Raw genomic sequence first — 26,143 nt, forward strand, 5'->3', positions numbered from 1 at the left:
GGGGCCCCTGCAACCACCCGGCGTCAGCGCCGGCACCCCCTCAGGAGGGGGCGGCGCGTCAGGAGGGGCGGGGGCGGGACTTGGCGCGCAGCATCTGCTGGTCGGCGGCGTCGAAGGCGGCGCGGATGGCGTCCCGGCCCAGTGGCGCGGCCGCGTTGACCTCGGCGAAGCCGATGGTCACCCGGACCGGGGTGCCGGGGACCACGGACTCCCAGTCCTCGGTCCGGATCGCCGCGTCGATCCGGCGGGAGACCTCGGCGGCCTCCTCGATCCCGGTGCCGGCGAGCACCACCACGAACTCGTCCCCGCCGTAGCGGGCCACGAAGTCGCCGCGCCGCATCACCCGGTTGATCACGCCAGCCACCCGTTGCAGCACCAGGTCGCCGGAGTGGTGGCCGTGCCGGGTGTTGACCGCCTTGAAGCCGTCCAGGTCGCAGACGCCGAGGACCAGACGTTCGCCCCGGTTGACCATGCCGGCGATGTGCCGTTCCAGCCGGCGGCGGTTGGGCAGCCCGGTCAGCGGGTCGGTCAGCGCCTCGCCCTCGAACCGGGCGGCCTCCCGCCGCATCTCCTCGTGGTCGATCCGGGCCGCGATGCCGTCGATGTAGACGTCCCGCAGCCGGTCGTTGCGCTGCGCGGCGAGTCGGAACGCCGTCCGGTCGGACCGGTGTGCGCCGGCGTGGTCCCCGGCCGTGGCCAACGCGATGCTGCGCAGCCGGGCCGGTTCGGCCGCACCGAGGGTCTCGGTGGAGACCGAGGCGGTGTCCAGCCGGGTGACCGCCTCGGTCAGCCGGCCGTCGGCGATGGCCAGGCAGACCTGCCCGAGCTGACGGAAGTCGCGGGCGCGGGCGCTGTCCCCACCGAACCCGAGCAGCCGGACCGGGTTGTTCTCGGGGTCGGTCTCCACCCGCTCGCCGAGGGCGGCCCGGCGGGCGACGGTGTAGCCGTACGCGGCGAGACTGCTCGGGCGGAGCCGTCCGGCCCGCCCGGTACGCCGGAAGCGGTCCAGGTCGGCGGCGATGTCCCGGAGCACCCGCAGGCAGCCGTCGCTGTCGCCGTTGTGGTCCAGGGCGACCGCGTTGCGTAGCCGGATGCCGGGTGCGGCGAACGTCTCCTCGGGGATGCCGGCGGCCAGCCCGAGCTGCCGTGCCTTCTCGATGGCGGTCAACGCGTACCCGTGGAAGCTGAGGTAGGAGTACGTCATGGCCAGGTCGTGCCAGCCCCACGCGGTGTCCCGGTCCGGGTCCTCCACCGCGTCGAGCATCCGGGCGGCCCGGACCAGGTGGGTGACGCACCGGTCGAGGGCACCCTGGTGGTGCGCGGCGAGTGCGGCCAGCGCGTGCAGGTGCCCGTGCAGGTACGGCTCGGGGAGGTCCCGGACGGCGGTGGACGCCTCCTCGATGGCCCGGGTGAACTCGGCCGTCCGACCGAGGTTGATCAGCGCGGAGAGGCGCTGGACGCGGGCGTCGGCGCGGGCGAACGGGTCGGTGGTGGTGCGGATCACCTGGTCGAGGAGGACACACGCCTCGGCGGACCGGCTCGCCTCCTGCAGGTCGCGCGCCTTCGTGAGAGCGTCAACCTGGTCGGTGACCCGGTCGAGCCAACCCACCCGCAGCCTCCCGTCCGCGCCGGCTCCGGCGCCGCACCGTGGTCGCCGGTGACACCCTCGGCGAGCCGCGCCCGACCGCCGGTCGACGCCACCGGGGCGTGCCGGAGAAGGACGCGCCACAGTTCGGGGTGACGTGCGCGACGCTTCATGATTATGTCGTGACTGCCACGCCGCAACAGCCGTCCGAAGGGACGAACAACCGATTCTCGTACCCGCCGGTGCTCGCGCGGGTGACCCGGATCCTCGCCGAGGCGGGTGTCGACGCCCCCCGGACCGAGGCGGAACTGCTCGCCGCCCACGTGCTCGGCGTGCCCCGGGGACGGCTGTTGCTGGTCGACGGCTTCCGCCCCGACCAGCTCGACCGGTTGACCGGTCTGGTGACGCGTCGGGCGGCCCGGGAGCCGTTGCAGCACCTGACCGGCACCGCCGGGTTCCGGCACCTGGAGCTGGCGGTCGGCCCCGGTGTCTTCGTCCCCCGGCCGGAGACCGAGCTGCTCGCCGGTTGGGGGATCGACCGGGCCCGGCGGATCGCCGAGCCGCTGGTGGTGGATCTGTGCAGCGGCTCCGGGGCGGTCGCGCTCGCGGTCGCCCAGGAGGTGCCGACGGCCCGGGTGGTGGCGGTCGAGCGGTCGGCGGCGGCCCTGGTGTGGCTGCGCCGCAACGCGGGGGACCGGGCTACGGCCGGGGACCGGCCGGTCGAGGTGGTCGAGGCGGACGTCACCGCTCCCGACCTCCTCGACGCGTTGGTCGGCCGGGTCGACGTGCTGCTCTGCAACCCGCCGTACGTGCCGGCCGGGACCGCCGTACCGCCGGAGGTGGCCGGTCACGACCCGGCGGAGGCGGTCTTCGGCGGGGCGGACGGTCTGGACGTGGTCCGGCCGGTGGTCGTGCGGGCGGCCCGGCTGCTGCGTCCGGGTGGCGCGCTGGCGGTCGAACACGACGACACGCACGGCCGCGCGGTGCCCGATCTGATCACCGCCGACGGCCGGTTCGAGGCGGTCACCGGCCATGCCGACCTCGCCGGTCGTCCCCGCTTCACCACCGCGCTGCGCCGCCCCGGCGACGCGTCGGGCCCGGCGTGGCAGACTGGCTCCTCGTGATGCTCTACGACTGCCGGTCGCTGGCCGATCGGGACCGCGGCATCGCCGCGGCGATCGAGGCCGTCAAGAATGGCGAGCTGGTCGTCCTGCCGACCGACACGGTGTACGGGATCGGCGCGGACGCCTTCACCCCGTTCGCGGTGAAGGCGCTGCTGGACGCGAAGGGTCAGGGTCGGCAGGCGCCGCCGGTGCTGATCGGTTCCCGGCACACCCTGGACGGGCTGGTGTTCACCCTGCCCCGGGCGGCCCGGGACCTGGTCGAGGCGTTCTGGCCGGGGGCGCTGACCATCGTCGTCGAGCACTCGCCCAGCCTCCAGTGGGACCTGGGCGAGACCAACGGCGCGGTGGCCGTGCGGATGCCGCTGCACCCGGTGGCGCTTGAGGTGCTGCGGGAGACCGGCCCGATGGCGGTCTCCTCGGCGAACAAGACCGGCCAGCCGGCGGCGCTCACCGCCGAGCAGGCGCGGGACCAGCTCGGGTACGCGGTCCGCTCCTACCTGGAGGCCGGGCCCTGTCCGGACCCGGTGCCCAGCACGATCGTGGACCTGACCGGGGAGGTGCCGCAGCTGCTGCGGGAGGGGGCCATCTCGTTGACCGAGCTGCGCGACGTGGTGCCCGACATCGAGAGCCGGGTGGCGTAGGTGCCGCCCTTCACCGTCCTGCACGTCTGCATGGGGAACATCTGCCGGTCACCGATGGCCGAGCGACTGCTGGTGCTGGCCGTCCGGGAACGGCTGCGCCGCCGCGAACTCGACCCGGCGCGCGTCGACGACCTGCTGCACAGCCACAGCGCCGGCACCGGCGGCTGGCACGTCGGGTCGGAGATGAACCCACCGGCGGCCCGGCAGGTCGCGGCCCGGGGCGGGGACAGCGTCGGGTTCGCCGCCCGCCGGCTGCGCTCGGACCAGATCGACGCCGCCGACCTGGTGCTCACCGCCACCGCCGACCAGCACGAGTACGTGCTGGCGCTGCGCCCGGACGCCGCCGCGCGGACGTTCGTCACGGGTGAGTTCGGCCGGCTGCTCGGCGGGGTGGACGTCGCCGCCCTGCCCCCGGCCGAGGCGTCCCCGGAGGCCGTGTACGCCCGGGGGACGGCCCTGGTCGCGGCGGTACACGCCGCGCGCGGGGGTGCCGCCGCGCTGCCCGGTGACGACCTGGACGATCCGTGGGGTCGGGGTGACCAGTGCTTCGACCGGGTGGCTGACGAGATCGAGGAGACGGTGCAGCCGCTCGCGGCGGTCCTGTTGCCCTGATTTACACGTATTCTGCCGTGGTTTGCGGCTGTCTGCGAAATATCTGCTGATTTGCCGAAAGGTCGGCTTCTGCCGGTCGGTCCGGGCCATTCTGAACGGGTCCCAGCCCAGCCTCTGCTCCGGGAGAGCTGATGACCCAGGCCCGTCTGCACAAGCTGCTGACCGTCGTGATCGCCGGCACGCTGGCCGGGTTGGTGCTCGCCACGGCGGCCCTGCCCCTCGCGCTGGTGCTGGGGCTCGGCTTCTCCACGCTCGCCGCGCCGTACTCGACGCTGCCCGAGCATCTGGTGACGCCCCCCACCGCGCAGCGTTCCACGCTCTACGCCGCCGACGGCCGCACCATGATCACCTCCTTCTACGAGGAGAACCGGGCCGACGTGCCGTTGACCGAGGTCGCCCCGGTGATGCGGCAGGCGGTCGTCGCCGCCGAGGACTCCCGCTTCTACGAGCACAGCGGCGTCGACCTGCGGGGCATCGCCCGGGCGTTCACCGCCAACCAGGGCGGTCCGGTCCGGCAGGGCGCCTCCACGTTGACCATGCAGTACGTCCGGAACGTGCTGAGCAGCGACCCGACCCTGACCGAGGCGCAGCGGAAGGCCGCCACCGAGATCAGCACCGCCCGCAAGGTCCAGGAGATCCGGTACGCCCTGGCACTCGAACGCCAGCTCGACAAGGACGAGATCCTCGGCCGCTACCTCAACATCGTCTACTTCGGCGCCGGGGCGTACGGCGTCGCGGCGGCCAGCCGGCGCTACTTCTCCAAGGCCCCGGCCGACCTCACCCTGGCCGAGGCGGCGCTGCTCGCCGGGCTGGTCCAGTCACCGCACACCGACGACCCGATCAACGGCGACGCCGACGCGGCGCTGAGCCGGCAGGGGTACGTGCTGGACCGGCTGGTGGAGACCGGCGCGGTCACGTCCGCCGACGCCGACCGGGCCCGTACGGAGGGCCTCACCCTGAAGCCGAGCGTGGAACCCGACGACTGCGCGGCGGTGCCGAAGGACCGCAACGACTGGGCGTTCTTCTGCGACTACTTCACCGACTGGTGGAACGCGCAGCCGGCGTTCGGCACGTCGGCGGACGAGCGGCAGCGCACGTTGCGCCGGGGCGGCTTCCGGATCGTCAGCTCCCTCGACCCGACCGTGCAGCGGGAGACGCAGGAGCGGGTGCTGGAGGTGTACGACGAGAACAGCCCCCACGCGCTGCCCACCGCCGTGGTGCAACCGGGCACCGGACGGGTCCTCGCCATGGCGGTCAACCGCAGGTACGGCCTCGGCCCCAACCCGGCCGGGCAGGAGAACCGCCCGTACACCGTCAACCAGCTCGTCGCCGGGGGCGACGGCATCGTCGGCTACCAGGCCGGCTCGACCTTCAAGATCTTCGCCCTGCTGGCCGCGTTGGAGGCCGGGGCGCCCCTGGACACCCGCTACGACGCGCCGACCCAGATCGTCAGCCAGTGGCCGGCCTCGGGACCGGCGAGCTGTGGCGGGCAGTGGTGCCCGTCGAACGCCAACCCGGCGTGGATGGACGGCGAGCGCACCATGTGGACCGCGTTCGGCCGGTCGGTGAACACGTACTTCGTCTGGCTGGCCGAGCGGGTCGGCGCGGACCGGGTGGTGGAGATGGCCGAGCGGCTCGGCATCGTGCTGCGCGCCGACGACGACGCCAAACTGGCCCGGTACGGTGCCCGTGGCTGGGGGCCGTTCGTGCTGGGCGTCGCGTCCGCCACCCCGCTCGACCTGGCCACCGCCTACGCCACGGTGGCCGCCGAGGGGGTCCGCTGCACGCCGCTGCCGGTGAACACGATCGCCGACCACGCGGGCCGACCCCTCGACGTCGCCCGGCCGGAGTGCCGCCGGGTGCTGGACGTCGACGTGGCCCGCGCGGCGGCCGACGCGGCCCGCTGCCCGGTCGGTGACCAGTCGGCGTTCGGGCGCTGTGACGGCGCCACCGCCAACGGCCTGCGCGAGCGGCTGGGCCGGCCGGTGATCGGCAAGACCGGCAGTTCCGAGGGGTACGGCACCGAGACGGTGGTGGCCGCCACCCCGCAGCTCGTGGTCGCCACGATGGCCACCAACCCGGACGACCCCCGTGATCCGGCCGGCGAGGCGGTGCAGGCCCGGATGGTCGACCAGGTCGCGGACATCATGACTGCCGCCCTGCGGGACCAGCCGGTCCGCGACTTCGCCCCACCGACCGAGGCGATCGCCCGGTGGGGCAACGCCGCACGCGCGGGGAACTAGCAGCGCGGGGAACCAGCTCCCTCGACGCCGCGCCGGCCGACGGGTCACGGGTGGTCCGGTCCGGCGCGGGCGACCTGTTCGGCGCCCCGGGCGATGTTGCGGGCCATGCCGCCGAAGACCACCGCGTGGAACGGGGCGACCGCCGCCCAGTAGGCGTGCCCGGCCAGTCCGCGCGGAAGGAACACGGCGCGTTGGGCGTACCGGCTGCCGCCGTCGTCGGTCGGTTCGACGCGCATCTCCAGCCAGGCCCGGCCGGGCAGGCGCATCTCCGCCCGCAGCCGCAGCAGCTCACCCCGGACGATCTCCTCGACCCGCCAGAAGTCGAGCGCCTCGCCGACGTGGAGCCGGTGCGGGTGACGCCGACCCCGGCGCAGCCCCACCCCGCCGACCAGCCGGTCCATCCAGCCCCGCACCGACCAGGCGAGCGGGAAGGAGTACCACCCGTGGTCGCCGCCGACCCCCTCGACCACCCGCCAGAGCGCGTCCGGTGGCGCGGCGACCCGACGGGACCGCAGGTCGGTGTAGACCGACCCGCCGGACCACTGCGGGTCGCTGGGCAGCGGCTCGGCCGGCGCGTCCGGCCCGCTCGCGGTGGACCAGCGCGTCTCCACCTCGGCGTCGCGGACCCGGGCCAGGGCCAGCCGCACCGCGTCGTCGAAGCCGGTCAGCCCGCCGGGCGGGTCGGGGACGTACCGCGCGATGTCGTGTTCGTGCGCCACCGCCTCGTGGACCAGGCTCTCCACCAGCGGCCGGGCGATCCGGTTCGGCACCGGCGTGACCAGGCCCACCCAGTGCGACGAGAGCGACGGGGTCAGTGGCCGGACCGGCAGGACGATCCGGCGGCGCAGCCCGGCCACGGCGGCGTACCGCTGCATCATCTCGGTGAAGGTGAGCACGTCCGGCCCGCCGACGTCGAAGGCCCGGTCGACCTCCGGCGGCAGGTCGACCGCGGAGACCAGGTAGTGCAGCACGTCCCGGACCGCGATCGGCTGGATCCGGTTGCGCACCCAGCGCGGGGTGACCATGACCGGCAGCCGCTCGGTGAGGTGCCGCAGCATCTCGAACGACGCCGAACCGGACCCGATGATCACCGCCGCCCGGAGCACCGCGGTCGGCACGCCGCTGGCCAGCAGGATCCGTCCCACCTCGCTGCGGGAGCGCAGGTGGGGGGAGGGGCGGGTGTCCGCGGCCGGCTCCGGCCCGCCGAGATACACGATCCGGCGTACGCCCGCCGCGCGGGCCGCCCGGGCGAAGTTGGTCGCCGCCTCCCGGTCGGCGGCCTCGAACCCGGCCTGCCCGAGCGAGTGCACCAGGTGGTAGGCGACGTCGACGTCCGCGAACGCGGCCGGCAGCGTCTCCGGTCGCCGCAGGTCGCCCTCGACCACCTCGACCCGCGCCGCCCACGGCACGTCCCGCAGCCGCCGGGCGGACCGGGCCAGACAGCGTACGGTGTGACCCCGGGCGAGCAGTCGGGGCGCGAGCCGCCCGCCGACGTACCCGGTGGCACCGGTGACCAGGCATCTCATGGGCTCCAGTCTGCGGCCCCATAGACTCTGTCGTTGTGGACAACGCGACGCCCACCTTCTGGGGGCCGGATTTCGACCAGCTCAGGGCCACCGACCCGGAGATCGCGTCGGTGGTGCTCGGCGAGCTGGACCGGCTGCGTGGCGGCCTCCAGCTGATCGCCAGTGAGAACCTCACCTCACCGGCGGTGCTCGCCGCGCTCGGCTCGACGCTGACCAACAAGTACGCCGAGGGCTACCCGGGCCGCCGCTACTACGGCGGCTGTGCCGAGGTGGACCGGGCCGAGGAGATCGGCATCGCCCGGGCACGGGAGCTGTTCGGCGCGGAGCACGCCAACCTCCAGCCGCACTCCGGGGCGAGCGCCAACCTGGCCGCGTACGCCGCCCTGGTCCAGCCCGGCGACACGGTGCTGGCGATGGATCTCCCGCACGGCGGTCACCTGACCCACGGCAGTCGGGTGAACTTCTCCGGCCGGTGGTTCGCCACGGTCGGCTACACCGTCCGCCCGGACAACGAGCTGATCGACTACGACGAGGTGCGGGAACTGGCCCTCGCCCACCGCCCGAAGATGATCATCTGCGGCGCGACGGCGTACCCCCGCCTGATCGACTTCGCCCGCTTCCGGGAGATCGCCGACGAGGTCGGGGCGTACCTCATGGTGGACGCCGCCCACTTCATCGGCCTGGTCGCCGGGCGGGCCGTGCCCTCCCCGGTGCCGTACGCCGACGTGGTCTGCGCGACCACGCACAAGGTGCTGCGCGGCCCGCGCGGCGGCATGATCCTCTGCCGGGAGTCGCTGGCCGCCCGGATCGACAAGGCGGTCTTCCCGTTCACCCAGGGCGGCCCGCTGATGCACGCCGTCGCGGCCAAGGCCGTCGCGCTGCGCGAGGCCGCGCAGCCGGAGTTCCGGGCGTACGCCGAGCAGGTGGTCCGCAACGCGCGGGCGCTCGCCGACGGGCTGGCCGCCGAAGGGATGCGGCCGGTCTCCGGTGGCACCGACACCCACCTCGCCCTGGTCGACCTGCGCCCGATCGGGGTGACCGGGGCCGACGCCGAGGCCCGCTGCGACGCCGCCGGCATCACCCTGAACAAGAACGCCATCCCGTACGACCCGCAGAAGCCGACGGTCGCCTCCGGCATCCGGGTCGGCACGCCCAGCGTGACCACCCAGGGCATGCGCGAGCCGCAGATGCGGCAGATCGCCGCGCTGACCGCCCGTGCGGTACGCACCGACCCCGACGGGCCCGACGGGCCGGCCGAGTTGACCAGGATCGCCGGCGAGGTGGCCGAGCTGGTCCGCGAGTTCCCGGCGTACCCCCGGTGATCCGGCAGCGACTGCGGCACCTGGTCCTGCCGCTGCTCAGTTCCGCGGTGCTGCTGGTGCTCGCCACCGGAGTCGGCTGGCTGGTCGACGGCGGCGCGGGCGCGGCCGGTGGGGCGGCGGGCGTGGCCCTGGTGACCTTCAGCTACGCGCTGTCGAGCCTGGCGGTCGCCTGGGCCGACTCCGTGCACCCGAAGATGGTGATGAGCGTCGGGCTGACCACGTACATCACCAAGTTCCTGTTGTTCGGGGTGGTGATGTTCGGCGTCGTCGACGCCGGCTGGGGCGGGATCCGGATGATGGCCGCCGCCATGATCGTCGCGACCATCGGCTGGGTGTCCGCCCAGGTCTGGTGGACGTTCCGCGACCACCGTCCGCAGGTGAGCACCCCTGGTGACTGAATCCGGCTGTCGGGTTGCCGTCGCCACGCCGGGGATGGAGTTTCGTCAAGCGCGAGACAGGCGTAGCCTATCCGCCAGCCGAGGCTTCCCTGACCCACACGACGAGGTTGTGCGGGGGGTGACTCACAGCCTCGTTCGAGCGGCTGATACCGTTCGCTCCGTCATGGCCGACGACCGATCCGACAAACGTCCCGCACCCCAGGGTGTGGACGCGGGTTGGGCTGCGGTCGGTTACCTGCTCGGCGGCATGGCCGTCTGGGGTGGGGCCGGCTGGCTCGTCGACCGGTGGCTGGATCTTCCGAACGTCGGGTTGCTGATCGGACTGATCGGCGGCACGGCTGCGGGGGTCTACCTGACCATGAAGAGGCTGGGCGCCTGACCATGCCCGACCGACGGAGGGTTCGAGTTGACTGAGCTGCCGACCTATGCCGCCGCGGACATCCGGGCGGCGGAGTTCCCCCCCGGCGTTGACAGCTTCAACTACCGCAGCCTGATTCCCGGCTTCGAGGGGACGGCCTGGGAGCCGGCCTTCACCAAGATCGCCCTGCTGGTCTGGATCGCGGCCGCGATCGCCATTCTCTTCTTCCTGATCAGCTACCGGAACCCGCAGCTGGTCCCGACGAAGCGGCAGTGGATGGCCGAGTCGGTCTACGGCCTGGCCCGGGACAACATCGCCAAGGACATCATCGGGCACCAGGGCGTGCGCTTCGCGCCGTACCTCGCCTCGCTCTTCGTCTTCATCCTGCTGCTGAACATCTGGGGCATCTTCCCGTTCGCGCAGATCTCGCCGAGCTCGCACATCGCCTTCCCGATGGTCCTGGCCGCCTCCAGCTGGCTGGTCTACGTCGGGGTCGGTATCCGCAAGCACGGCTTCTTCGGCTACATCAAGGCCAGCTGCTGGGTCAGCGGCGCGCCGCTCTGGGTCCAGCCGATCCTGGTGCCGATCGAGTTCGTGTCGAACCTGGTGCTGCGCCCGGTCACCCTCGCGGTCCGGTTGTTCGCCAACATGTTCGCCGGCCACATGATCCTGCTGGTCTTCACCCTCGGTGGCGTCGCGCTGCTCAACGCGGAGTCGATCTTCATCAAGCCGGTCGCCCTGCTCAGCTGGGCCATGGCGATCCTGATGACGTTCTTCGAGCTCGGCATCCTGATCCTGCAGGCGTACGTGTTCACCCTGCTGACCGCGACCTACCTGCAGTCCTCGCTCGCCGACGAGCACTGAGGCGTCGACGCGCACCGTTCCATCCCCCCGAGAACGACAACTGAAAAGTTCACCTAGTCGAACGCGTGACGGTCACGCGTTCCCCGCAGGAGGAAACCAACCATGTTCCTGGCCGAGATCTCAGGCAACGTCAACGTCATCGGCTATGGCATCGCGGCGCTCGGCCCGGGCATCGGTGTGGGTCTGGTGTTCGCCGCCTACATCCAGGCGACCGCCCGCCAGCCGGAGAGCGCCGGCCTGACCCGGGTCTACATGTTCATGGGCTTCGCCGTGGTCGAGGCGCTTGCCCTGCTCGGTCTGGTGCTCGCGTTCGCCCTCGGCGGCTGAGACCCAGCCAGCGCTTAGCTGAACCGGCCGGCCCTCGTTGGTCGGCCGCTGGCGAAGGGGAGTGTCCATGTACCTAGCAGCGGAAGAGGGCGGGAACATCCTGCTCCCGCCCCTGGCTGAGATCATCGTCGGTCTCGTCGCGTTCGGTCTCGTCCTCTGGGTCCTGAGCAAGTTCGTCTTCCCCCGCATGGAGGCGATGTACCAGGCCCGGGTCGACGCCATCGAGGGTGGCATCAAGCGTGCCGAGGCCGCCCAGGCCGAGGCGAACCAGCTCCTCGAGCAGTACCGCGCGCAGCTCGCCGAGGCGCGCACCGACGCTGCCAAGATCCGGGACGACGCCCGGGCCGACGCGGAGGGCATCCGGCAGGACGTCCTCGCCAAGGCGCGGGAGGAGTCCGACCGGATCATCGCGGCCGGCAAGGAGCAGCTCGCTGCCGAGCGGGCCACCATCGTGCGCGAGCTGCGCACCGAGGTCGGCACCATCGCGGTCGAGCTGGCCAGCAAGATCGTCGGGGAGTCGCTGGCCGACGAGGCCCGCCGCAAGGGCACCGTCGAGCGGTTCCTCACCGACCTCGAGAGCACGGGGGCCCGCTGATGCAGGCCGCCAGCCGGGAGTCGTACCGGGCCGCCGACGAGCGCCTGGCGACGTACGCGCGCGGCGCGCAGCCGGACGCCGTGGCCGCCACCGCGGACGACCTGCTCGCCGTGGCGGGTCTGCTGCGGCGGGAGCCCCGGCTGCGTCGGGCGCTCTCCGAGCCGGCCCGGTCCGGCGCGGACCGGGCCGGGCTCCTCGGCGACATGCTGCGGGGCAAGGTCGGTGCGGACGCGCTCGACCTGCTGTCCACCCTGGTCTCCGGCCGCTGGTCGGTGCCGTCGGAACTGCTCGACGGCGCCGAGCGGCTCGGGGTTGAGGCGCTGCTCGCCAGCGCCGACGCCGCCGGTGACCTGGGCGAGGTCGAGGACGAGCTGTTCCGCTTCGGTCAGGTGGTCGCCGCCCAGCCGGCGCTCGCCGCAGCGCTGGGCGACGCGACGGCCCCGGTCGAGCAGCGGGCCGCCCTGGCCCGGGACCTGCTCGCCGGCAAGGCCCGTCCGATCACCCTCCGCCTCGTCGAGGTGGCGCTGAGCGGGTTCGGCGGGCGTTCCCTGGCCGGCTCGCTCAGCCGACTGGTCGAGCTGGTCGGCGAGCGTCGCGACCGGCAGATCGCCTACGTGACCGTGGCCGCCCCGTTGACCGAGGACGAGGAGCGCCGACTGGGTGCCCGCCTCGCCGCGATATACGGTCGGGAGGTCTCCGTCAAGCAGACGGTGGACCCCGAGGTCCTCGGTGGGGCGAGCGTGCGGGTCGGCTCCGACCTGTACGACGGCACCGTCCTGCGCCGCCTCAACGAGACCCGCAACGCGCTCGCGAAGCGCTGACCAGCCCAACCGCTCAGCGCCCTGAATGACATACGCCATTCGGACCGGTCGGTACTAGGTATCCCGGGCCCCTGATACTTAAGGAAGCAGAGGATGGCCGAGCTGACCATCTCGACGGAGGAGATCCGCGGCGCCCTGGAGCGCTACGTCTCCTCCTACTCGCCCGACGTCTCCCGCGAGGAGGTCGGCACCGTCGCCGACACCGGTGACGGTATCGCCCACGTCGAGGGCCTCCCCTCGACCATGACCAACGAGCTCCTGGAGTTCGAGGACGGCACGCTCGGCGTGGCGCTGAACCTCGACGTCCGGGAGATCGGTGTCGTCGTCCTCGGCGACTCCGCCAAGCTCGAGGAGGGGCAGCGCGTCAAGCGCACCGGCCGGGTGCTCTCGGTGCCGGTCGGCGACGCCTTCCTCGGCCGCGTGGTCAACGCCCTGGGCCAGCCGATCGACGGCCTCGGCGACATCGCCAACGAGGGCTTCCGTGAGCTGGAGCTCCAGGCCCCGAACGTGATGGCCCGGCAGTCCGTGGAGGAGCCGCTCCAGACCGGCATCAAGGCGGTCGACGCCATGACGCCGATCGGCCGGGGTCAGCGGCAGCTGATCATCGGCGACCGGAAGACCGGCAAGACCACGGTCGCCCTGGACACCATCCTCAACCAGCGGGACAACTGGCGCACCGGCGACCCGAAGAAGCAGGTCCGCTGCATCTACGTCGCCATCGGCCAGAAGGCCTCCACGATCGCCTCGATCAAGGGCATCCTGGAGGAGGCGGGCGCGATGGAGTACACCACCATCGTCGCGTCGCCCGCGTCCGACCCGGCCGGCTTCAAGTACCTCGCCCCGTACACCGGCTCGTCCATCGGCCAGCACTGGATGTACGGCGGCAAGCACGTCCTGATCGTCTTCGACGACCTGAGCAAGCAGGCCGAGGCGTACCGCGCGGTCTCGCTGCTGCTGCTGCGCCGCCCGCCGGGCCGTGAGGCGTACCCGGGTGACGTCTTCTACCTGCACTCGCGGCTGCTGGAGCGCTGCGCGAAGCTCTCCGACGAGCTGGGTGGCGGCTCGATGACCGGTCTGCCGATCATCGAGACGAAGGCCAACGACATCTCGGCCTTCATCCCGACCAACGTCATCTCGATCACCGACGGTCAGATCTTCCTCGAGACCGACCTGTTCAACCAGGGCGTCCGGCCGGCGATCAACGTCGGTACCTCGGTCTCCCGGGTGGGTGGTGCCGCCCAGGTCAAGCCGATGAAGAAGGTCGCCGGCTCGCTGCGGCTCAACCTCGCCCAGTACCGCGAGCTGGAGGCGTTCGCCGCCTTCGCCTCCGACCTGGACAAGGCCTCCCGGGCCCAGCTGGAGCGCGGTGCCCGCCTGGTCGAGCTGCTGAAGCAGCCGAACTACTCGCCGTACGCGGTGCAGGAGCAGGTCGTCTCGGTCTGGGCCGGCACCGAGGGCAAGCTGGACGACGTCCCGGTCGGCGAGATCCGCCGCTTCGAGTCGGAGTTCCTCCAGCACCTGCGGCACCGGCACGAGGGTGTCCTGGCCGGCATCGCCGACAACAAGTGGAACGACGAGATCATCGGTTCGCTCGACGCGGCGATCAGCGAGTTCAAGCAGTCCTTCCTCAGCAAGGCGGACGAGCCCCGGATCAACGAGGCGCCGGCCAAGCCGATGGAGGGTGACGTGGACCGCGAGAAGGTCACCCGCTACAGCGGCGACGACGTCGAGAAGCAGTAGGGCTGACTCATGGCGGCCCAGGTACGCGTTCTTCGTCAACGGATCCGCTCGGCGAAGGGGATGAAGAAGATCACCAAGGCGATGGAGCTCGTGGCGACGAGCCGCATCGCCAAGGCCCAGACCCGGGTGGCGGCATCCCTGCCGTACGCCCAGGCCATCACCGGCGTGCTCACGGCGCTGGCCTCCAACGCGCGGATCGACCACCCGTTGCTCACCCCGCGCGAGCGGGTGCGGCGGGCGGGCGTCCTGCTGGTGACCTCCGACCGGGGCCTGGCCGGGGGTTACAGCTCCAACGCGATCAAGATGGCGGAGTCGCTGGTCGCCCGGTTGCAGGCCGAGGGCAAGGAGCCTGTGCTCTACGTCATCGGTCGCAAGGGCGTCGGCTTCTACCGGTTCCGTAACCGGCCGGTCGAGGCGAGTTGGACGGGCTTCTCGGAGCAGCCGGACTTCGCCTCCGCCCGCGAGGTGGGCGAGACCCTGATCCGGGCGTTCGCGGCCGGTGCGGACGACGTCGACGGCGGGGCCGGACCGGACGGTGTGCGCGGCGTGGACGAGTTGCACATCGTCTACACCGAGTTCAAGTCCCTCATCACCCAGGTCCCGGTGGCGAAGGTCATCGGTCCGATGCAGATCGAGGACCGCCCGCGGTCCGAGGGTCTGCTGCCGGCCTACGAGTTCGAGCCGGATGCGGAGGCGCTGCTCGACGCGCTGCTGCCGAAGTACATCAACACGCGGATCTACGCGGCGTTGCTGGAGTCGGCGGCGAGCGAGTCGGCGGCCCGGCGGCGGGCGATGAAGAGCGCCACCGACAACGCCGAAGAGATGATCGAGAAGTACACGCGGGAGATGAACTCGGCCCGCCAGGCCGGGATCACCCAGGAGATCAGCGAGATCGTCGGCGGCGCGAACGCGCTCGCCGCGTCGGGAAGTGAAGTGTGATGACTGCCCCAGTAGAGACCAAGACGGCCACGGGTCGCGTGGTCCGGGTCATCGGCCCGGTCGTCGACGCCGAGTTCCCGCGCGACACCATGCCGGCCCTGTTCAACGCCCTGCACGTCGACGTGACGCTCTCCGGCGGCGAGAAGACGCTGACCCTGGAGGTCGCCCAGCACCTGGGTGACAACCTGGTCCGCGCGATCTCGATGCAGCCGACCGACGGCCTGGTCCGGGGCGCCGAGGTGCGCGACACCGGCTCGCCGATCAAGGTGCCGGTGGGTGACGCGGTCAAGGGCCACGTCTTCAACGCCATCGGCGAGTGCCTCAACCTGACCGAGGGCGAGACGCTCAACCCGGACGACCACTGGCAGATCCACCGCAAGGCCCCGGCCTTCGCGGACCTGGAGCCGAAGACCGAGATGCTGGAGACCGGCATCAAGGTCATCGACCTCCTCGCCCCGTACGTCAAGGGCGGCAAGATCGGCCTGTTCGGTGGCGCGGGCGTGGGCAAGACGGTGCTCATCCAGGAGATGATCACCCGGGTGGCCCGGAACTTCGGTGGTACGTCGGTCTTCGCCGGCGTGGGTGAGCGGACCCGTGAGGGCAACGACCTCATCGCCGAGATGACCGAGTCCGGCGTCATCGACAAGACCGCGCTGGTCTACGGCCAGATGGACGAGCCGCCGGGCACCCGGCTCCGGGTCGCCCTCTCCGCGCTGACCATGGCGGAGTACTTCCGCGACGTGCAGAAGCAGGAGGTGCTGCTCTTCATCGACAACATCTTCCGCTTCACCCAGGCCGGTTCCGAGGTCTCCACCCTGCTCGGCCGGATGCCGAGCGCGGTGGGCTACCAGCCGACCCTGGCCGACGAGATGGGCGAGCTCCAGGAGCGGATCACCTCCGTCCGGGGCCAGGCCATCACCTCGATGCAGGCGATCTACGTGCCGGCGGACGACTACACCGACCCCGCTCCGGCCACCACCTTCGCCCACCTCGACGCCACCACCAACCTGGAGCGGTCGATCTCCGACAAGGGCATCTACCCGGCGGTGGACCCGCTGGCGTCCTCGTCCCGGATCCTCGCCCCGGAGTTCGTCGGCGCCGAGCACTTCGCGGTCGCGACCGAGGTCAAGCGGATCCTCCAGAAGTACAAGGACCTGCAGGACATCATCGCGATCCTCGGTATCGAGGAGCTCTCCGAGGAGGACAAGCTCACCGTCGGCCGGGCCCGCCGGATCGAGCGCTTCCTGTCGCAGAACACCTACGCCGCCGAGCAGTTCACCGGCGTACCGGGCTCGACGGTCCCGATCAAGGAGACCATCGAGGCGTTCAAGAAGATCGCCGAGGGCGAGTACGACCACTTCCCCGAGCAGGCCTTCTTCATGTGCGGCGGCCTGGAGGACCTGGAGCGCAAGGCTGCGGAGCTGATGAAGGAGGGCTGATCCGCCGATCAGTCTGACTCTCCGGTCAGCTTTGTCCGAGGCCGTCCCGGTTCGCCGGGGCGGCCTCGGTCGTTGCGCGTGTCGGCTCGACGGGCCCACGCCGCTCGATGCGACAGTTGCCGTGCCGGCGAGGTACCGTCGATCCGCAGCACGTGTCGAGCGTTGACTTCCGCAGGGAACAGGTGGCTCGCGCCCGTCTCCTCCTCATGGGCGCTATGAATGGAGATGTACGTGGCTCGGAGCGGTAAGCGGGGCGCGAGGTCGTCCATGTGGGCGGGGGTGCCCCGGTGGGCCCGGTGGTGCACGGTGTTCGGCACCGTGCTGCTGATGCTCAGCGGTGCGGTGCTGGTGGGCTACGAGGCCCTGCTCAGCCGCTACGAGGGCTCGGTCGGCAAGGGCGACCTCTTCGGCGACCAGGCGGCCGGCGCGCAGGAGAAGCGCAAGGAGATCAAGGGCCCGCTCAACATCCTGCTGGTCGGCGTGGACCCGCGCAAGCCGGAGGACCCGCCGCTCGCCGACTCGATCATGGTCATGCACATCCCGGTCGAGATGGACCGGGCGTACCTCTTCTCGATGCCGCGCGACCTGCGTGTGGAGATTCCCGCGTTCGCCAAGTCCGGATTCGACGGGGGCACTGACAAGATCAACGCCGCGATGTCGTACGGCAGCCGGGTCTCCGGCCGGAACCCGGACCCGAACCTCGGCTTCGAGCTGCTCGCCACGACCATCCAGCAGGAGACCGGCATCGCCCGCTTCGACGCCGGGGCGATCATCAACTTCAACGGGTTCAGGAAGATCGTCGACGCGATGGGCGGCGTCGAGATGTACATCGAGCGGGAGGTGCGCTCCGAGCACCGCGAGCCGGACGGCACCCACCGCGAACTCCGGCCGGGCGGCGGGGGCTACCTCGGTCCGCAGGCGGTCTACCCGAAGGGCACCCAGCGGCTGGAGGGGTGGCAGGCGCTGGACTACGTCCGGCAGCGTTACCCGAAGAACGGCGTGCCGGACGGCGACTACGGCCGCCAGCGTCACCAGCAGCAGTTCGTCAAGGCCATGGCGGGTCAGGCGTTCAGCGCGGACGTGGTGACCAACCCGATCAAGCTGGACCGGGTGCTCCGGGCCGCCGGCGAGTCGCTGGTCTTCAGCGGTCGCGGGAACAGCATCGTCGACTTCGCGTTCGCCCTCAAGGACCTGCGGCCGGACGCGATCCAGACGGTCAAGCTGCCGGCGGAGGGCATCGGCACCGGGTCGGCCTACCGGGGGGAACGGTTCCTGCCCGAGGCGGACGAGTTCTTCGCCTCGCTGCGCAACGGGACGGTCGACGCGTTCATGCTCGAACACCCCGATTTCCAGAACAAGGCCAAGTAGGGAGTGTCGCAGCTCTCGGTACCCGCGTTAGTGGGTCAGGGGGCGCGCGACTAGACTTCTGCCAACCGCCCGCCGCAGCAAGGAGACAGCGTGGCACAGCAGCTTCACGTCGAGCTCGTAGCCGTCGAGGAGAAGGTCTGGTCCGGCGAGGCCGAGATGGTCGTCGCCCGGACGACCGAAGGTGAGCTGGGTGTCCTGGCCGGCCACGCGCCACTGCTCGGCCAGCTCGCCGAGCCCGGTCAGGTCCGGATCAAGCTGCCCGGCGGCGGACAGGTCGCCTACGAGGTGGCCGGCGGCTTCCTCTCGGTGTCCCGCGAGGGCGTCACGGTGCTCGCGGAGAGCGCCACCCCGGTCTCCGGCGCGCAGAGCCGCTGAGCCGTACCGCCGATGGAGATCGTGGAAGGGATCGGAATCGGCCTCGCCGTCTTCGTCGTGGCGGTTCTGATCCTCTTCCTCCGGCGGGCCCTGGTGACCCGCACCGGCGGCACCATCCGGCTCCACGTCCGGGTCTCCACCCTGCTCGACGGTCGGGGCTGGTCGCCCGGATTCGGTCGGTTCGCCGGTGACGAGCTCCGGTGGTACCGGATGTTCAGCTTCGCCATCCGCCCCAAGCGGGTGCTCTCCCGGGAGACCCTGGTGGTGCGCCGACGGCGGCTCCCCGAGGGCCAGGAGCGCTTCTCCATGCCCGCCGACTGGGTGATCCTGAACTGTACGAGCCAGCAGACCCCGATCGAGATCGCCATGGAGCGTTCCACGGTCACCGGATTCCTCTCCTGGCTCGAGGCCGCCCCGCCCGGGGCGGCCTCGCCGCGTCTGGCCCACCAGGACTGGCCCGCCGCCTGACCGGGCGCTGGCGCGGGCCGGCGTGACCCGAGCCACGGGGAATCCGGCCGGCCGGTGACGTGTCGGCACCGGGAGCGGTCAGCCCCGGGCGCTGACCCGGAACGTGGGACCGTCGCTGACCACCGTCGAGCCCTCGTAGTTGCGGGGGATCAGGTCGATGTGGCCGGACTCGGCGATGTCCAGGTCGATGTCCCGGCAGTTGCCGTTGCCCAGGTCGTAGTCGCGGTAGACCCAGGAACCACCGTTGACGCGGTAGGCCACCCCCGGATGGTGCCCGTCGGCCCGGGTGTCGCAGACCCAGAGGTGCTCGCCGTACGGGACGAAGCAGGCCAGCGCGCCGCCGTCCCGGGAGTACCCGCCGTGGCAGTCGGGGGCGGTCCCGGTGGTGGCCGTGCCGGTGGCGGACGGGGCGACCGGCCGGGGGAGCGCGGCCGGGGCGGGTGCGCCGACGGCGAGGAGCGCGCCCGCCGTGACGGCGGTCAGGGCGATCCGGACGCCGACCGCCGCGCGGACGGTCCGGACGGCGCGGGCGCCGATCGTGGTGACGGACATGGTCGCTCCTTCGGCAGAACCGGTGCGGCGGACCCGGTGGAGCGGGAACGGTTCCGTCCGGTGACCGGTCGGCCCGGACCCGTCTCCGGTGCGACCACGTGGTCGGACCTGCCGTCCACCAGGGTGTCCGCCGCCTTCTGCCGTCATGAAAGCGCAGGTCAGCGGGGGTGGCAATGCGCATGTCGGCCCCAGGACAGAACAGCCGCGCGGCCGGGGGACGGCCTCACCGCCGGTCGCCGTGAAGGGCGTGCGCCGCGTCCGCTGTCGCCCTGAGGGACGCCACGTCCGGCCGGAGCCGGAGGTTGCCGGTCGGGAACGGCGTGGACCCGGGACGGGCGGATGGGACCGGCCAGGTCGGGTACCCGGACCCCGACGGGATGTGGGTGCCCGACCCGGCCGGGACGTCGGTCAGCGCTTACCGCCGGGAACCCATAGCACATCGCCGTCCGGATTTGCCGTTCTTGCCAGGATGAAGAGCAGATCGGAGAGCCGGTTGAGATACTTTGCCGGAAGAGTGCTGGTTCGTTCGGGATCGTGGCTGACCAGTCCCCATGCCGCCCGCTCTGCGCGCCGGGCCACGGTCCGAGCCACGTGCAGCAACGCCGCGCCGGCGGTTCCGCCGGGAAGAATGAAGGAGTCGAGCTTGCCCAGGCGTGCGTTGAACTCGTCGCACCAGCCCTCCAGACGCTCCACGTACCCCTCGGTCACCCGGAGCGGTGGGTACTCCGGCTCCGGCTCGACCGGGGTGGCCAGGTCGGCGCCGACGTCGAAGAGGTCGTTCTGGATCGAGGCCAGGACCGACCGCAGCTCCTCCGACAGCTGGCCCAGGGCCAGCGCCACCCCGATCGCCGCGTTGGCCTCGTCGACGTCGGCGTACGCCGCGATCCGGGGATCGGTCTTCGCTACCTGTTCGTTGTTGCTCAACCTGGTCGTGCCGGCGTCGCCGGCCCTGGTGTAGATGCGCGTGAGGTGGACGGCCATGACGCACAGCCTACGGATACCTGACCTGACGATGCCGGCCCGACCGGAGCCGGTCGTCCCGACCCGGGTGGGCCCGGGGCCCGGTGACGCGGGCGACCTGGCCCTCCGGGACGTCGACGTGATCCGGGTCCGGGGCGGAGCCCGGCTCGCCGGCACGGTGCACGTCGTCGGGGCGAAGAACTCCGCCCTGAAGCTGATGGCCGCCGCGCTGCTCGCCCCCGGACGAAGCGTGATCACCAACGTTCCCCGGATCACCGACATCGCGATCATGGGGGAGGTGCTGCGCCGGCTCGGCTGCGGCGTCCGGTTCGACGACGACGACCCGGTCGATCCGATGGTCGCGCACGGCGGGGTGGCCCGGTCCCGCTCGGTCACCATCGACGTGCCGGACCAGCCCGGCTCCGAAGCCGACTACGACCTGGTACGCCGCCTGCGCGCCTCCATCTGCGTGCTCGGCCCGCTGCTCGCCCGCCGGGGGTACGTGCGGGTCGCGCACCCGGGCGGGGACGCGATCGGCTCCCGGGGGCTCGACATGCACGTCTCCGGGCTCACCCGGATGGGTGCCGAGATCTCCGGCGAGCACGGGTTCGTCATCGCCTCCGCGCCGGACGGACTGCACGGCGCCGAGATCGTCCTCGACTTCCCCAGCGTCGGCGCGACCGAGAACCTGCTGATGGCCGCGGTGCTCGCCCGGGGCGGGACGGTGATCGAGAACGCCGCCCGGGAGCCGGAGATCGTCGACATCTGCTCGATGCTGATCCGGATGGGCGCGCGGATCTCCGGCGAGGGGACCTCGACCATCGAGATCGAGGGCGTACCGGATCTGGGCCCGGTCCGGCACGCCACGGTGGGGGACCGGATCGTCGCCGGGACGTGGGCGTTCGGCGCGGCGATGACCCGGGGGGACGTCACGGTCACCGGGGTCGACCCGGCCTTCCTGGAGATCGCGCTGGACAAGCTGGTCTCCGCCGGGAGCCTGGTGGAGACCCGGCCGGACGCCTTCCGGGTCCGGACGGACGACCGGCCGGCCGCAGTGGACGTGGTGACCCTGCCGTACCCGGGTTTCGCCACCGACCTGCTGCCGATGGCGATCGGGCTCGCCTCGGTCAGCGACGGGGCGTCCCTGATCACCGAGAACATCTTCGACGGCCGGTTCATGTTCGCCAACGAGATGATGCGGCTCGGCGCGGACATCAAGACCGACGGCCACCACGCGGTGGTCCGGGGCCGGGAACGGCTCTCCGGAGCACCGGTCCGCGCCACCGACATCCGGGCCGGAGCCGGCCTGATCATCGCGGGACTCTGCGCCGACGGCGACACCGAGGTCTCCCACGTGCACCACGTGGACCGGGGCTACCCCGACTTCGTCGCCGACCTGCGGGCCCTCGGGGTCGAGGTGGAACGTGACCGGACCCCGGAGGAGCCCACGCTCACCATCTGACGACCGTCCCGCGACCGGTCGGCCTTAACCTTCGCTAAGGAGCCCCACTAGGGTGCTGGGAGAAGCACTCAACACCAGGCGAGGGAGAGAAGCAGATGGCGGGTCGACTCGCGGTCGTCGGGGCCGGGCTGATGGGTTCGGGCATCGCCCAGGTGGCGGCGCAGGCGGGCTGGCAGGTGACCCTGCGGGACCTGGACGACGCGGCCACCGCACGTGGCGTCGCCGGTATCCGGAAGTCGCTGGAGAAGTTCGCCGAGAAGGGCCGGATCGAGGCGTCGGAGGTCGAGGCGACGCTCGGCCGGATCACCCCGACCACCGACCTGGAGGCCGCCGCCGACGCGGACATCGTCGTCGAGGCGGTCTTCGAGCGGCTGGAGATCAAGCACGAGGTCTTCCGGGCGCTCGACAAGATCTGCAAGGCGGACGCGGTGCTGGCCACCAACACCTCGGCCATCCCGGTGACCCAGATCGCCGCGGTCACCGCGCGGCCGGAGTCGGTGGTCGGGACGCACTTCTTCTCGCCGGTGCCGATGATGCGGCTCTGCGAGCTGGTGCGGGGCTACAAGACCAGCGACGAGACGCTGGCCACCGCGCGGGCGTTCGCCGAGGAGGTCGGCAAGACGGTGGTGGTGGTCAACCGGGACATCGCCGGTTTCGTCACCACCCGGCTGATCGCCGCCCTGGTGGTCGAGGCGGTCAAGCTGGTCGAGTCCGGCGTGGTGTCCGCCGAGGACCTGGACACCGCCTGCCGGCTCGGCTTCGGGCACGCCATGGGGCCGCTCGCCACCACCGACCTGACCGGGGTGGACGTGCTGATGCACGCGGCGAAGAACATCTACACCGACACCGCCGACGAGAAGTTCTTCCCGCCGGAGCTGCTCCAGCGCATGGTCACCGCCGGCGACCTGGGTCGCAAGAGCGGCAAGGGCTTCTACACGTACTGAGGGATGGTCGCGGGCGGGTTGAGTGGTAGCAGGGGTCCCCTCCTCATCGAAAAGCGGTAACAGGGGACCCCTGCTACCACCTCAGCCGTCGCGGCGGGTGGTCCAGCGGAAGGTGCCGAGGCAGAGCAGCAGGCCGATCACGCACCACGCGACGAGCACCAGGGCGACCCGGTCCAGCTCGAAGGAGCCGCCCGGCTCGCGGGCGCCGAAGCTCTCCGGCAGGAAGACCGAGCGCAGTCCCTGGCACATCCACTTGAGCGGGAACAGCGCCGCCACCTGCTGCATCCAGGCCGGCAGGTTGGTGAAGACGAAGAAGACCCCGGAGATGAACTGGAGCACCAGGGCCACCGGGGTCACCACGGCGGAACCGCTGCGGGCGGTGCGGGCCAACGACGAGATGGCGATGCCGCACAGGGTGCAGGCGGTCACCCCGAGCACCGAGACCCAGGCGAAGGTGAGCCACTTGCCGGCGGTGCCCGGCAGGTCCAGGTCGAACAGCGCCACCGAGACGGCGAGCAGCAGCGCGGTCTCGGCGACGCCGATCACCACCACCATGATCACCTTGCCGGCGAAGTAGACCCACTTCGGCATCGGGGTGCCCCGGTACCGCTTGAGCACCCCCCGGTCCCGCTCGATCGGGATCCAGATGCCGAGGTTCTGGAAGCTCACCGTCATCAACCCGGCGGCGATCATGCCGGTGATGAAGTACTGCGTGTAGCTGACGCCCGGGGCGATCTCGTCGTTGAAGATCGACGCGAAGATCAGGATCATGATGATCGGGAAGCCCATCGTGAACACGACCGACTCCCGGCTGCGCAGGAACTGCGTGATCTCCAGCCGGCCCTGCCGCAGGCCGAGGGCGAGCGCTCCGGTCCGCCGGGTCCGGGTCGCGTCGGCGGCGGGCGTGGCCGGCTTCGTCGTGGTGGTCATCGGTGTCCGATCATCCGCAGGTAGACGTCTTCCAGGGTCGGCCGGGTCACGGTGAGACCGGCCACCTCGCCGCCGTACCGCGTGGCCAACTCGGTCACCAGCGCCGTCGGCGTGGCGCTCTCCGCGCTCTCCACCACACCATCGGGGGTACGCCAGGAGACCGTCGCCACGGCCTCCTGGCGGTTGCCCAGCCGGCTCGGCGGAGCCACCTCGACCACCTGGCCGGCGGCGATGACCCCGACCCGGTCGGCGAGCGCCTCCGCCTCGTCCAGGTAGTGCGTGGTCAGCAGGATGGTGGTGCCGGCGGCGTTCAGATCGCGGATCAGCTCCCAGAACTCGCGCCGGGCCTCCGGGTCGAAGCCGGTGGTCGGTTCGTCGAGGAAGAGCAGCTCGGGTCGACCCACGATGCCGAGCGCCACGTCGAGGCGACGCTTCTGTCCGCCGGAGAGGGTGTGCGTACGGGCCTTCGCCTTGCCGGTCAGCCCGACCCGCTCGACGACCTTCGCCGGGTCGTCGGCGTCCGGGTAGAAAGCGGCGAAGTGCCCGACCACCTCGGCGACGGTCAGCTCGTCGAACTCCCCGGTGCCCTGGAGCACCATGCCGACCCGGGACCGCCAGTCCGGGGTCGGGTGCGCCGGGTCGACCCCGAGGACGTTGACCTCGCCCGCGTCCCGCTGCCGGTAGCCCTCCAGGATCTCCACCGTGGTGGTCTTGCCCGCCCCGTTCGGGCCGAGCAGGGCGAACACCTCACCGCGCCGGACGGCCAGGTCCACGCCGGCCACCGCGACGTTGCCGCCGTACGCCTTGCGCAGCCCCCGTACCGAGATCGCCAGCTCGTCATCCATGCCGTCAAGTGTGCGACCTGCGCCGGCGGGGTCGACCGCCGGGGCACGCCCGGTCCGGTGCCGTTCGTGCCCGGTGTCCGGCCGACGCCGCCGCAGCGGGCTGTGTGGTTTTTCACCGGCCCCGTCGGCGAGCCCGACCGGCGACCTCACGACCCGTGACCGGGGCGGCCGACCCGGGCCGGTGGGTGGCTCAGGCCGGGGCGTAGGTCAGACAGTCGGCGCTCTCCTCGCCGACCCGGATCCCCGGGGCGTGGCACTCCAGTTCGGAGTTGTGCCGGCAGTCGGCCCGCTGGCATGCGCCCACCTGGGCGACCAGCATCTCGATGCCACCCCGTACCGGCATCTCCACGAACGTGTGGCAGCGGGCGTGGGCGCTGCTGCCCACCGTGATCGCGAAGGCCCGGCAGCCGTTCTCGTTGTACGAGCACCGGGTGACGGTGCACTCTTCGACGGGGGGCATCTGGACGGCGCTGGTCATCACGGTCTCCTCTGGTCGTTATGACCAGATTTTATGTCTTTGCGACCTCCGGTCAGGCCGGATCGGCGGGACGGGTGCCCCCGAGTACCTCGGAGAGCGGAGCCGGGGTCAGATTGCGTTCGGCCAGCCCGGCGAGGATGTGCGGGAGCGCCTCGTCGGTCATCGCGGCGTTGGCCTCGGTGACGTGCAGGACGATCACCGAACCGGGCTTCACCTGGCTGAGCACGGCCTGAACGATCGGACGCCAGGCGGTGGCGAACGGATCCCCGCTCACCACGTCCCCGTCGACCACGGTCGTGCCCAGCGGCGCGAGCGCGGCCAGCGCCGGGCCGTCGTGGCAGAGCCCGGGAAAGCGGAAGTACCGCGTCTGTCGTCCGCCGTACGCCTCCACGACCTCGAACGTCCGCGCCACGTCCGAGGTCATCTGGGTGGCGGGGATCCGGGGCAGGTTGTAGCAGTCCGACGTGAAGGCCAGGTGCCCGTAACTGTGGTTGGCCAGCTCGAAGCGCGGGTTCCCGGCCAGTCTCCGGGTCACCTCGGGATACCGCTCCACCCACTTGCCGGTGAGGAAGAAGGTGGCCGGCACCTCCTCCCGCTCCAGCAACTCGATGATCCGCATGTTCGCGTACGACCGCACCCGTCCGGTCCGCAACTGGTAGAGCATCGCGTCCGTCATGTCCGCGTCGAAGGTGAGTGCGACCTTGTTGCCCGTGCGGGGTCCGTGGTCGACGACCGGCGGGCGGGTCCCGGGCCGGGTGGCGCCGGGTACCCCCGGGGGTCCGGTCGGGTCTCCCGACCGACCCGGGGCGTCCGGGGTGGGTCGGGAGGCGGGGTCGTCACCCGGGCCGGGCGTCACCGGTGCCCGGGTGACCCAGGCACCCGTCTCGGTGGGCCTCTGACCGCCGTCCCAGGCCAGGATGGCGACACCGACGCCGGCGACCAGAGCTGCGGCGAGCAGGAAGACGTGGATCTTCTTCAGGAGCACCGGAAGATGATCGCAGTGTCGGTTCGGTGCGTCTGCCGCCCGTCCGGCCAGGAATCATGTCCGGTCTGTGCTCGTTCGCGAGGTGTGTCGGGGTGGCCTGGGTCGGGTGGCGGGCGGGGAATGGTGGGGGTGGGCCGGTCGTTGTACCGGGTCGACGGCCGAGGAGCGGCCCTGCTGGTGGGTGGGGTGCGTGGGCCTGGTCGGTGGAATGCCGGCGGGTGGCGGGTCGTTGTACATGGTTC

General features: G+C 71.7%; 27 protein-coding genes. 19 read left to right on the forward strand and 8 right to left on the reverse strand.

What is annotated here, in order from left to right; all coding sequences use genetic code 11:
* Window positions 1–58 precede the first annotated feature (58 nt).
* Window positions 59–1,609 carry a GGDEF domain-containing protein gene (locus tag QSK20_RS14150; protein WP_285789069.1) on the reverse strand — a complete coding sequence of 517 codons (1,551 nt, stop codon included), beginning with the start codon at window positions 1,607–1,609 and terminating at the stop codon, window positions 59–61.
* Between the two features lie 158 nt (window positions 1,610–1,767).
* On the opposite strand from QSK20_RS14150, the gene prmC reads away from it, so the two are divergent.
* The 4 genes from prmC to QSK20_RS14170 all read left to right on the forward strand — a co-directional run bounded on the left by prmC (window position 1,768) and on the right by QSK20_RS14170 (window position 6,205).
* Window positions 1,768–2,709 (forward strand): peptide chain release factor N(5)-glutamine methyltransferase, encoded by a 942-nt coding sequence (prmC, locus tag QSK20_RS14155; protein ID WP_502888896.1) that lies wholly within the window; start codon window positions 1,768–1,770, stop codon window positions 2,707–2,709.
* Window positions 2,709–3,350 (forward strand): L-threonylcarbamoyladenylate synthase, encoded by a 642-nt coding sequence (locus tag QSK20_RS14160; protein ID WP_285789112.1) that lies wholly within the window; start codon window positions 2,709–2,711, stop codon window positions 3,348–3,350. Before prmC ends, QSK20_RS14160 begins: the two co-directional genes overlap by 1 nt.
* Window positions 3,351–3,962 (forward strand): arsenate reductase/protein-tyrosine-phosphatase family protein, encoded by a 612-nt coding sequence (locus tag QSK20_RS14165; protein WP_285789070.1) that lies wholly within the window; start codon window positions 3,351–3,353, stop codon window positions 3,960–3,962. It abuts the gene before it with no gap.
* 131 nt (window positions 3,963–4,093) lie between these two features.
* A complete protein-coding gene (locus QSK20_RS14170) occupies window positions 4,094–6,205 on the forward strand; it encodes a transglycosylase domain-containing protein (RefSeq protein WP_285789071.1) in 2,112 nt (703 codons plus the stop codon).
* A gap of 44 nt (window positions 6,206–6,249) precedes the next feature.
* On the opposite strand, the gene QSK20_RS14175 is transcribed toward QSK20_RS14170, so the two are convergent.
* A complete protein-coding gene (locus tag QSK20_RS14175) occupies window positions 6,250–7,731 on the reverse strand; it encodes an SDR family oxidoreductase (protein WP_285789072.1) in 1,482 nt (493 codons plus the stop codon).
* Window positions 7,732–7,766: 35 nt separating this feature from the next.
* Here QSK20_RS14175 and glyA point away from each other — a divergent pair, with 35 nt between their 5' ends.
* The 13 genes from glyA to QSK20_RS14240 all read left to right on the forward strand — a co-directional run bounded on the left by glyA (window position 7,767) and on the right by QSK20_RS14240 (window position 18,745).
* Window positions 7,767–9,053, forward strand: a complete 1,287-nt coding sequence (gene glyA / locus QSK20_RS14180; protein WP_285789073.1) for a serine hydroxymethyltransferase — start codon at window positions 7,767–7,769, stop codon at window positions 9,051–9,053.
* Window positions 9,050–9,451: a Cg1360 family ATP-synthase-associated protein gene (locus tag QSK20_RS14185; protein WP_285789074.1), complete on the forward strand. Its 402-nt coding sequence runs from the start codon at window positions 9,050–9,052 to the stop codon at window positions 9,449–9,451. The genes glyA and QSK20_RS14185 overlap by 4 nt, the downstream gene beginning before the upstream one ends.
* A 163-nt stretch (window positions 9,452–9,614) precedes the next feature.
* On the forward strand, window positions 9,615–9,830 hold the full coding sequence (locus QSK20_RS14190; protein WP_088982363.1) for an AtpZ/AtpI family protein: 216 nt from the start codon (window positions 9,615–9,617) through the stop codon (window positions 9,828–9,830).
* A 27-nt stretch (window positions 9,831–9,857) separates the two neighbouring features.
* On the forward strand, window positions 9,858–10,673 hold the full coding sequence (gene atpB, locus QSK20_RS14195; protein WP_285789075.1) for a F0F1 ATP synthase subunit A: 816 nt from the start codon (window positions 9,858–9,860) through the stop codon (window positions 10,671–10,673).
* A gap of 102 nt (window positions 10,674–10,775) precedes the next feature.
* Window positions 10,776–11,000: an ATP synthase F0 subunit C gene (atpE, locus tag QSK20_RS14200; RefSeq protein ID WP_091450848.1), complete on the forward strand. Its 225-nt coding sequence runs from the start codon at window positions 10,776–10,778 to the stop codon at window positions 10,998–11,000.
* A 67-nt stretch (window positions 11,001–11,067) separates the two neighbouring features.
* Window positions 11,068–11,595 (forward strand): F0F1 ATP synthase subunit B, encoded by a 528-nt coding sequence (locus QSK20_RS14205; protein WP_088982365.1) that lies wholly within the window; start codon window positions 11,068–11,070, stop codon window positions 11,593–11,595.
* Complete coding sequence (locus QSK20_RS14210; RefSeq protein ID WP_285789076.1) at window positions 11,595–12,416, forward strand: F0F1 ATP synthase subunit delta; 822 nt, start codon at window positions 11,595–11,597, stop codon at window positions 12,414–12,416. Before QSK20_RS14205 ends, QSK20_RS14210 begins: the two co-directional genes overlap by 1 nt.
* A gap of 93 nt (window positions 12,417–12,509) precedes the next feature.
* A complete protein-coding gene (atpA, locus tag QSK20_RS14215; RefSeq protein WP_285789077.1) occupies window positions 12,510–14,156 on the forward strand; it encodes a F0F1 ATP synthase subunit alpha in 1,647 nt (548 codons plus the stop codon).
* Between the two features lie 9 nt (window positions 14,157–14,165).
* The gene (locus tag QSK20_RS14220) at window positions 14,166–15,095 is read left to right on the forward strand and encodes a F0F1 ATP synthase subunit gamma (RefSeq protein WP_145836725.1); all 930 of its coding nucleotides are present in this window, start codon (window positions 14,166–14,168) and stop codon (window positions 15,093–15,095) included.
* Window positions 15,095–16,534: a F0F1 ATP synthase subunit beta gene (atpD, locus tag QSK20_RS14225; RefSeq protein ID WP_285789078.1), complete on the forward strand. Its 1,440-nt coding sequence runs from the start codon at window positions 15,095–15,097 to the stop codon at window positions 16,532–16,534. Before QSK20_RS14220 ends, atpD begins: the two co-directional genes overlap by 1 nt.
* A 225-nt stretch (window positions 16,535–16,759) precedes the next feature.
* Window positions 16,760–17,902: an LCP family protein gene (locus QSK20_RS14230; RefSeq protein WP_285789113.1), complete on the forward strand. Its 1,143-nt coding sequence runs from the start codon at window positions 16,760–16,762 to the stop codon at window positions 17,900–17,902.
* Window positions 17,903–17,992: 90 nt separating this feature from the next.
* Window positions 17,993–18,277 (forward strand): F0F1 ATP synthase subunit epsilon, encoded by a 285-nt coding sequence (locus tag QSK20_RS14235; RefSeq protein ID WP_285789079.1) that lies wholly within the window; start codon window positions 17,993–17,995, stop codon window positions 18,275–18,277.
* Window positions 18,278–18,289: 12 nt separating this feature from the next.
* A complete protein-coding gene (locus QSK20_RS14240) occupies window positions 18,290–18,745 on the forward strand; it encodes a DUF2550 domain-containing protein (protein ID WP_285789080.1) in 456 nt (151 codons plus the stop codon).
* A 78-nt stretch (window positions 18,746–18,823) separates the two neighbouring features.
* Here QSK20_RS14240 and QSK20_RS14245 read toward each other — a convergent pair whose 3' ends face one another.
* Together QSK20_RS14245 and QSK20_RS14250 are read right to left on the reverse strand one after the other, a co-directional pair.
* The gene (locus QSK20_RS14245) at window positions 18,824–19,297 is read right to left on the reverse strand and encodes a hypothetical protein (protein ID WP_285789081.1); all 474 of its coding nucleotides are present in this window, start codon (window positions 19,295–19,297) and stop codon (window positions 18,824–18,826) included.
* A gap of 408 nt (window positions 19,298–19,705) precedes the next feature.
* Window positions 19,706–20,278: a cob(I)yrinic acid a,c-diamide adenosyltransferase gene (locus tag QSK20_RS14250; protein WP_285789082.1), complete on the reverse strand. Its 573-nt coding sequence runs from the start codon at window positions 20,276–20,278 to the stop codon at window positions 19,706–19,708.
* Between QSK20_RS14250 and murA the strand changes: the two genes are divergently transcribed.
* Window positions 20,277–21,719 carry a UDP-N-acetylglucosamine 1-carboxyvinyltransferase gene (murA, locus tag QSK20_RS14255; RefSeq protein WP_285789083.1) on the forward strand — a complete coding sequence of 481 codons (1,443 nt, stop codon included), beginning with the start codon at window positions 20,277–20,279 and terminating at the stop codon, window positions 21,717–21,719. The genes QSK20_RS14250 and murA overlap by 2 nt on opposite strands.
* A 95-nt stretch (window positions 21,720–21,814) precedes the next feature.
* Window positions 21,815–22,663 (forward strand): 3-hydroxyacyl-CoA dehydrogenase family protein, encoded by an 849-nt coding sequence (locus QSK20_RS14260; protein WP_285789084.1) that lies wholly within the window; start codon window positions 21,815–21,817, stop codon window positions 22,661–22,663.
* Window positions 22,664–22,744: 81 nt separating this feature from the next.
* Here the strand turns inward: QSK20_RS14260 and QSK20_RS14265 are convergent, their stop codons facing one another.
* The 4 genes from QSK20_RS14265 to QSK20_RS14280 all read right to left on the reverse strand — a co-directional run bounded on the left by QSK20_RS14265 (window position 22,745) and on the right by QSK20_RS14280 (window position 25,901).
* Entirely contained in the window at window positions 22,745–23,593 is an 849-nt protein-coding gene (locus tag QSK20_RS14265; protein WP_285789085.1) for an ABC transporter permease, read from the reverse strand.
* Window positions 23,590–24,438, reverse strand: coding sequence for an ABC transporter ATP-binding protein (locus tag QSK20_RS14270; protein ID WP_285789086.1), 849 nt, complete (start codon window positions 24,436–24,438; stop codon window positions 23,590–23,592). The genes QSK20_RS14265 and QSK20_RS14270 overlap by 4 nt, the downstream gene beginning before the upstream one ends.
* A 190-nt stretch (window positions 24,439–24,628) precedes the next feature.
* Window positions 24,629–24,916, reverse strand: a complete 288-nt coding sequence (locus tag QSK20_RS14275; RefSeq protein WP_088982379.1) for a DUF1540 domain-containing protein — start codon at window positions 24,914–24,916, stop codon at window positions 24,629–24,631.
* A 52-nt stretch (window positions 24,917–24,968) separates the two neighbouring features.
* The gene (locus QSK20_RS14280) at window positions 24,969–25,901 is read right to left on the reverse strand and encodes a polysaccharide deacetylase family protein (RefSeq protein WP_285789087.1); all 933 of its coding nucleotides are present in this window, start codon (window positions 25,899–25,901) and stop codon (window positions 24,969–24,971) included.
* Between the last annotated feature and the right edge of the window lie 242 nt (window positions 25,902–26,143).

The organism is Micromonospora sp. NBRC 101691 (genome assembly GCF_030269285.1).
Taxonomy (GTDB): domain Bacteria; phylum Actinomycetota; class Actinomycetes; order Mycobacteriales; family Micromonosporaceae; genus Micromonospora; species Micromonospora echinospora.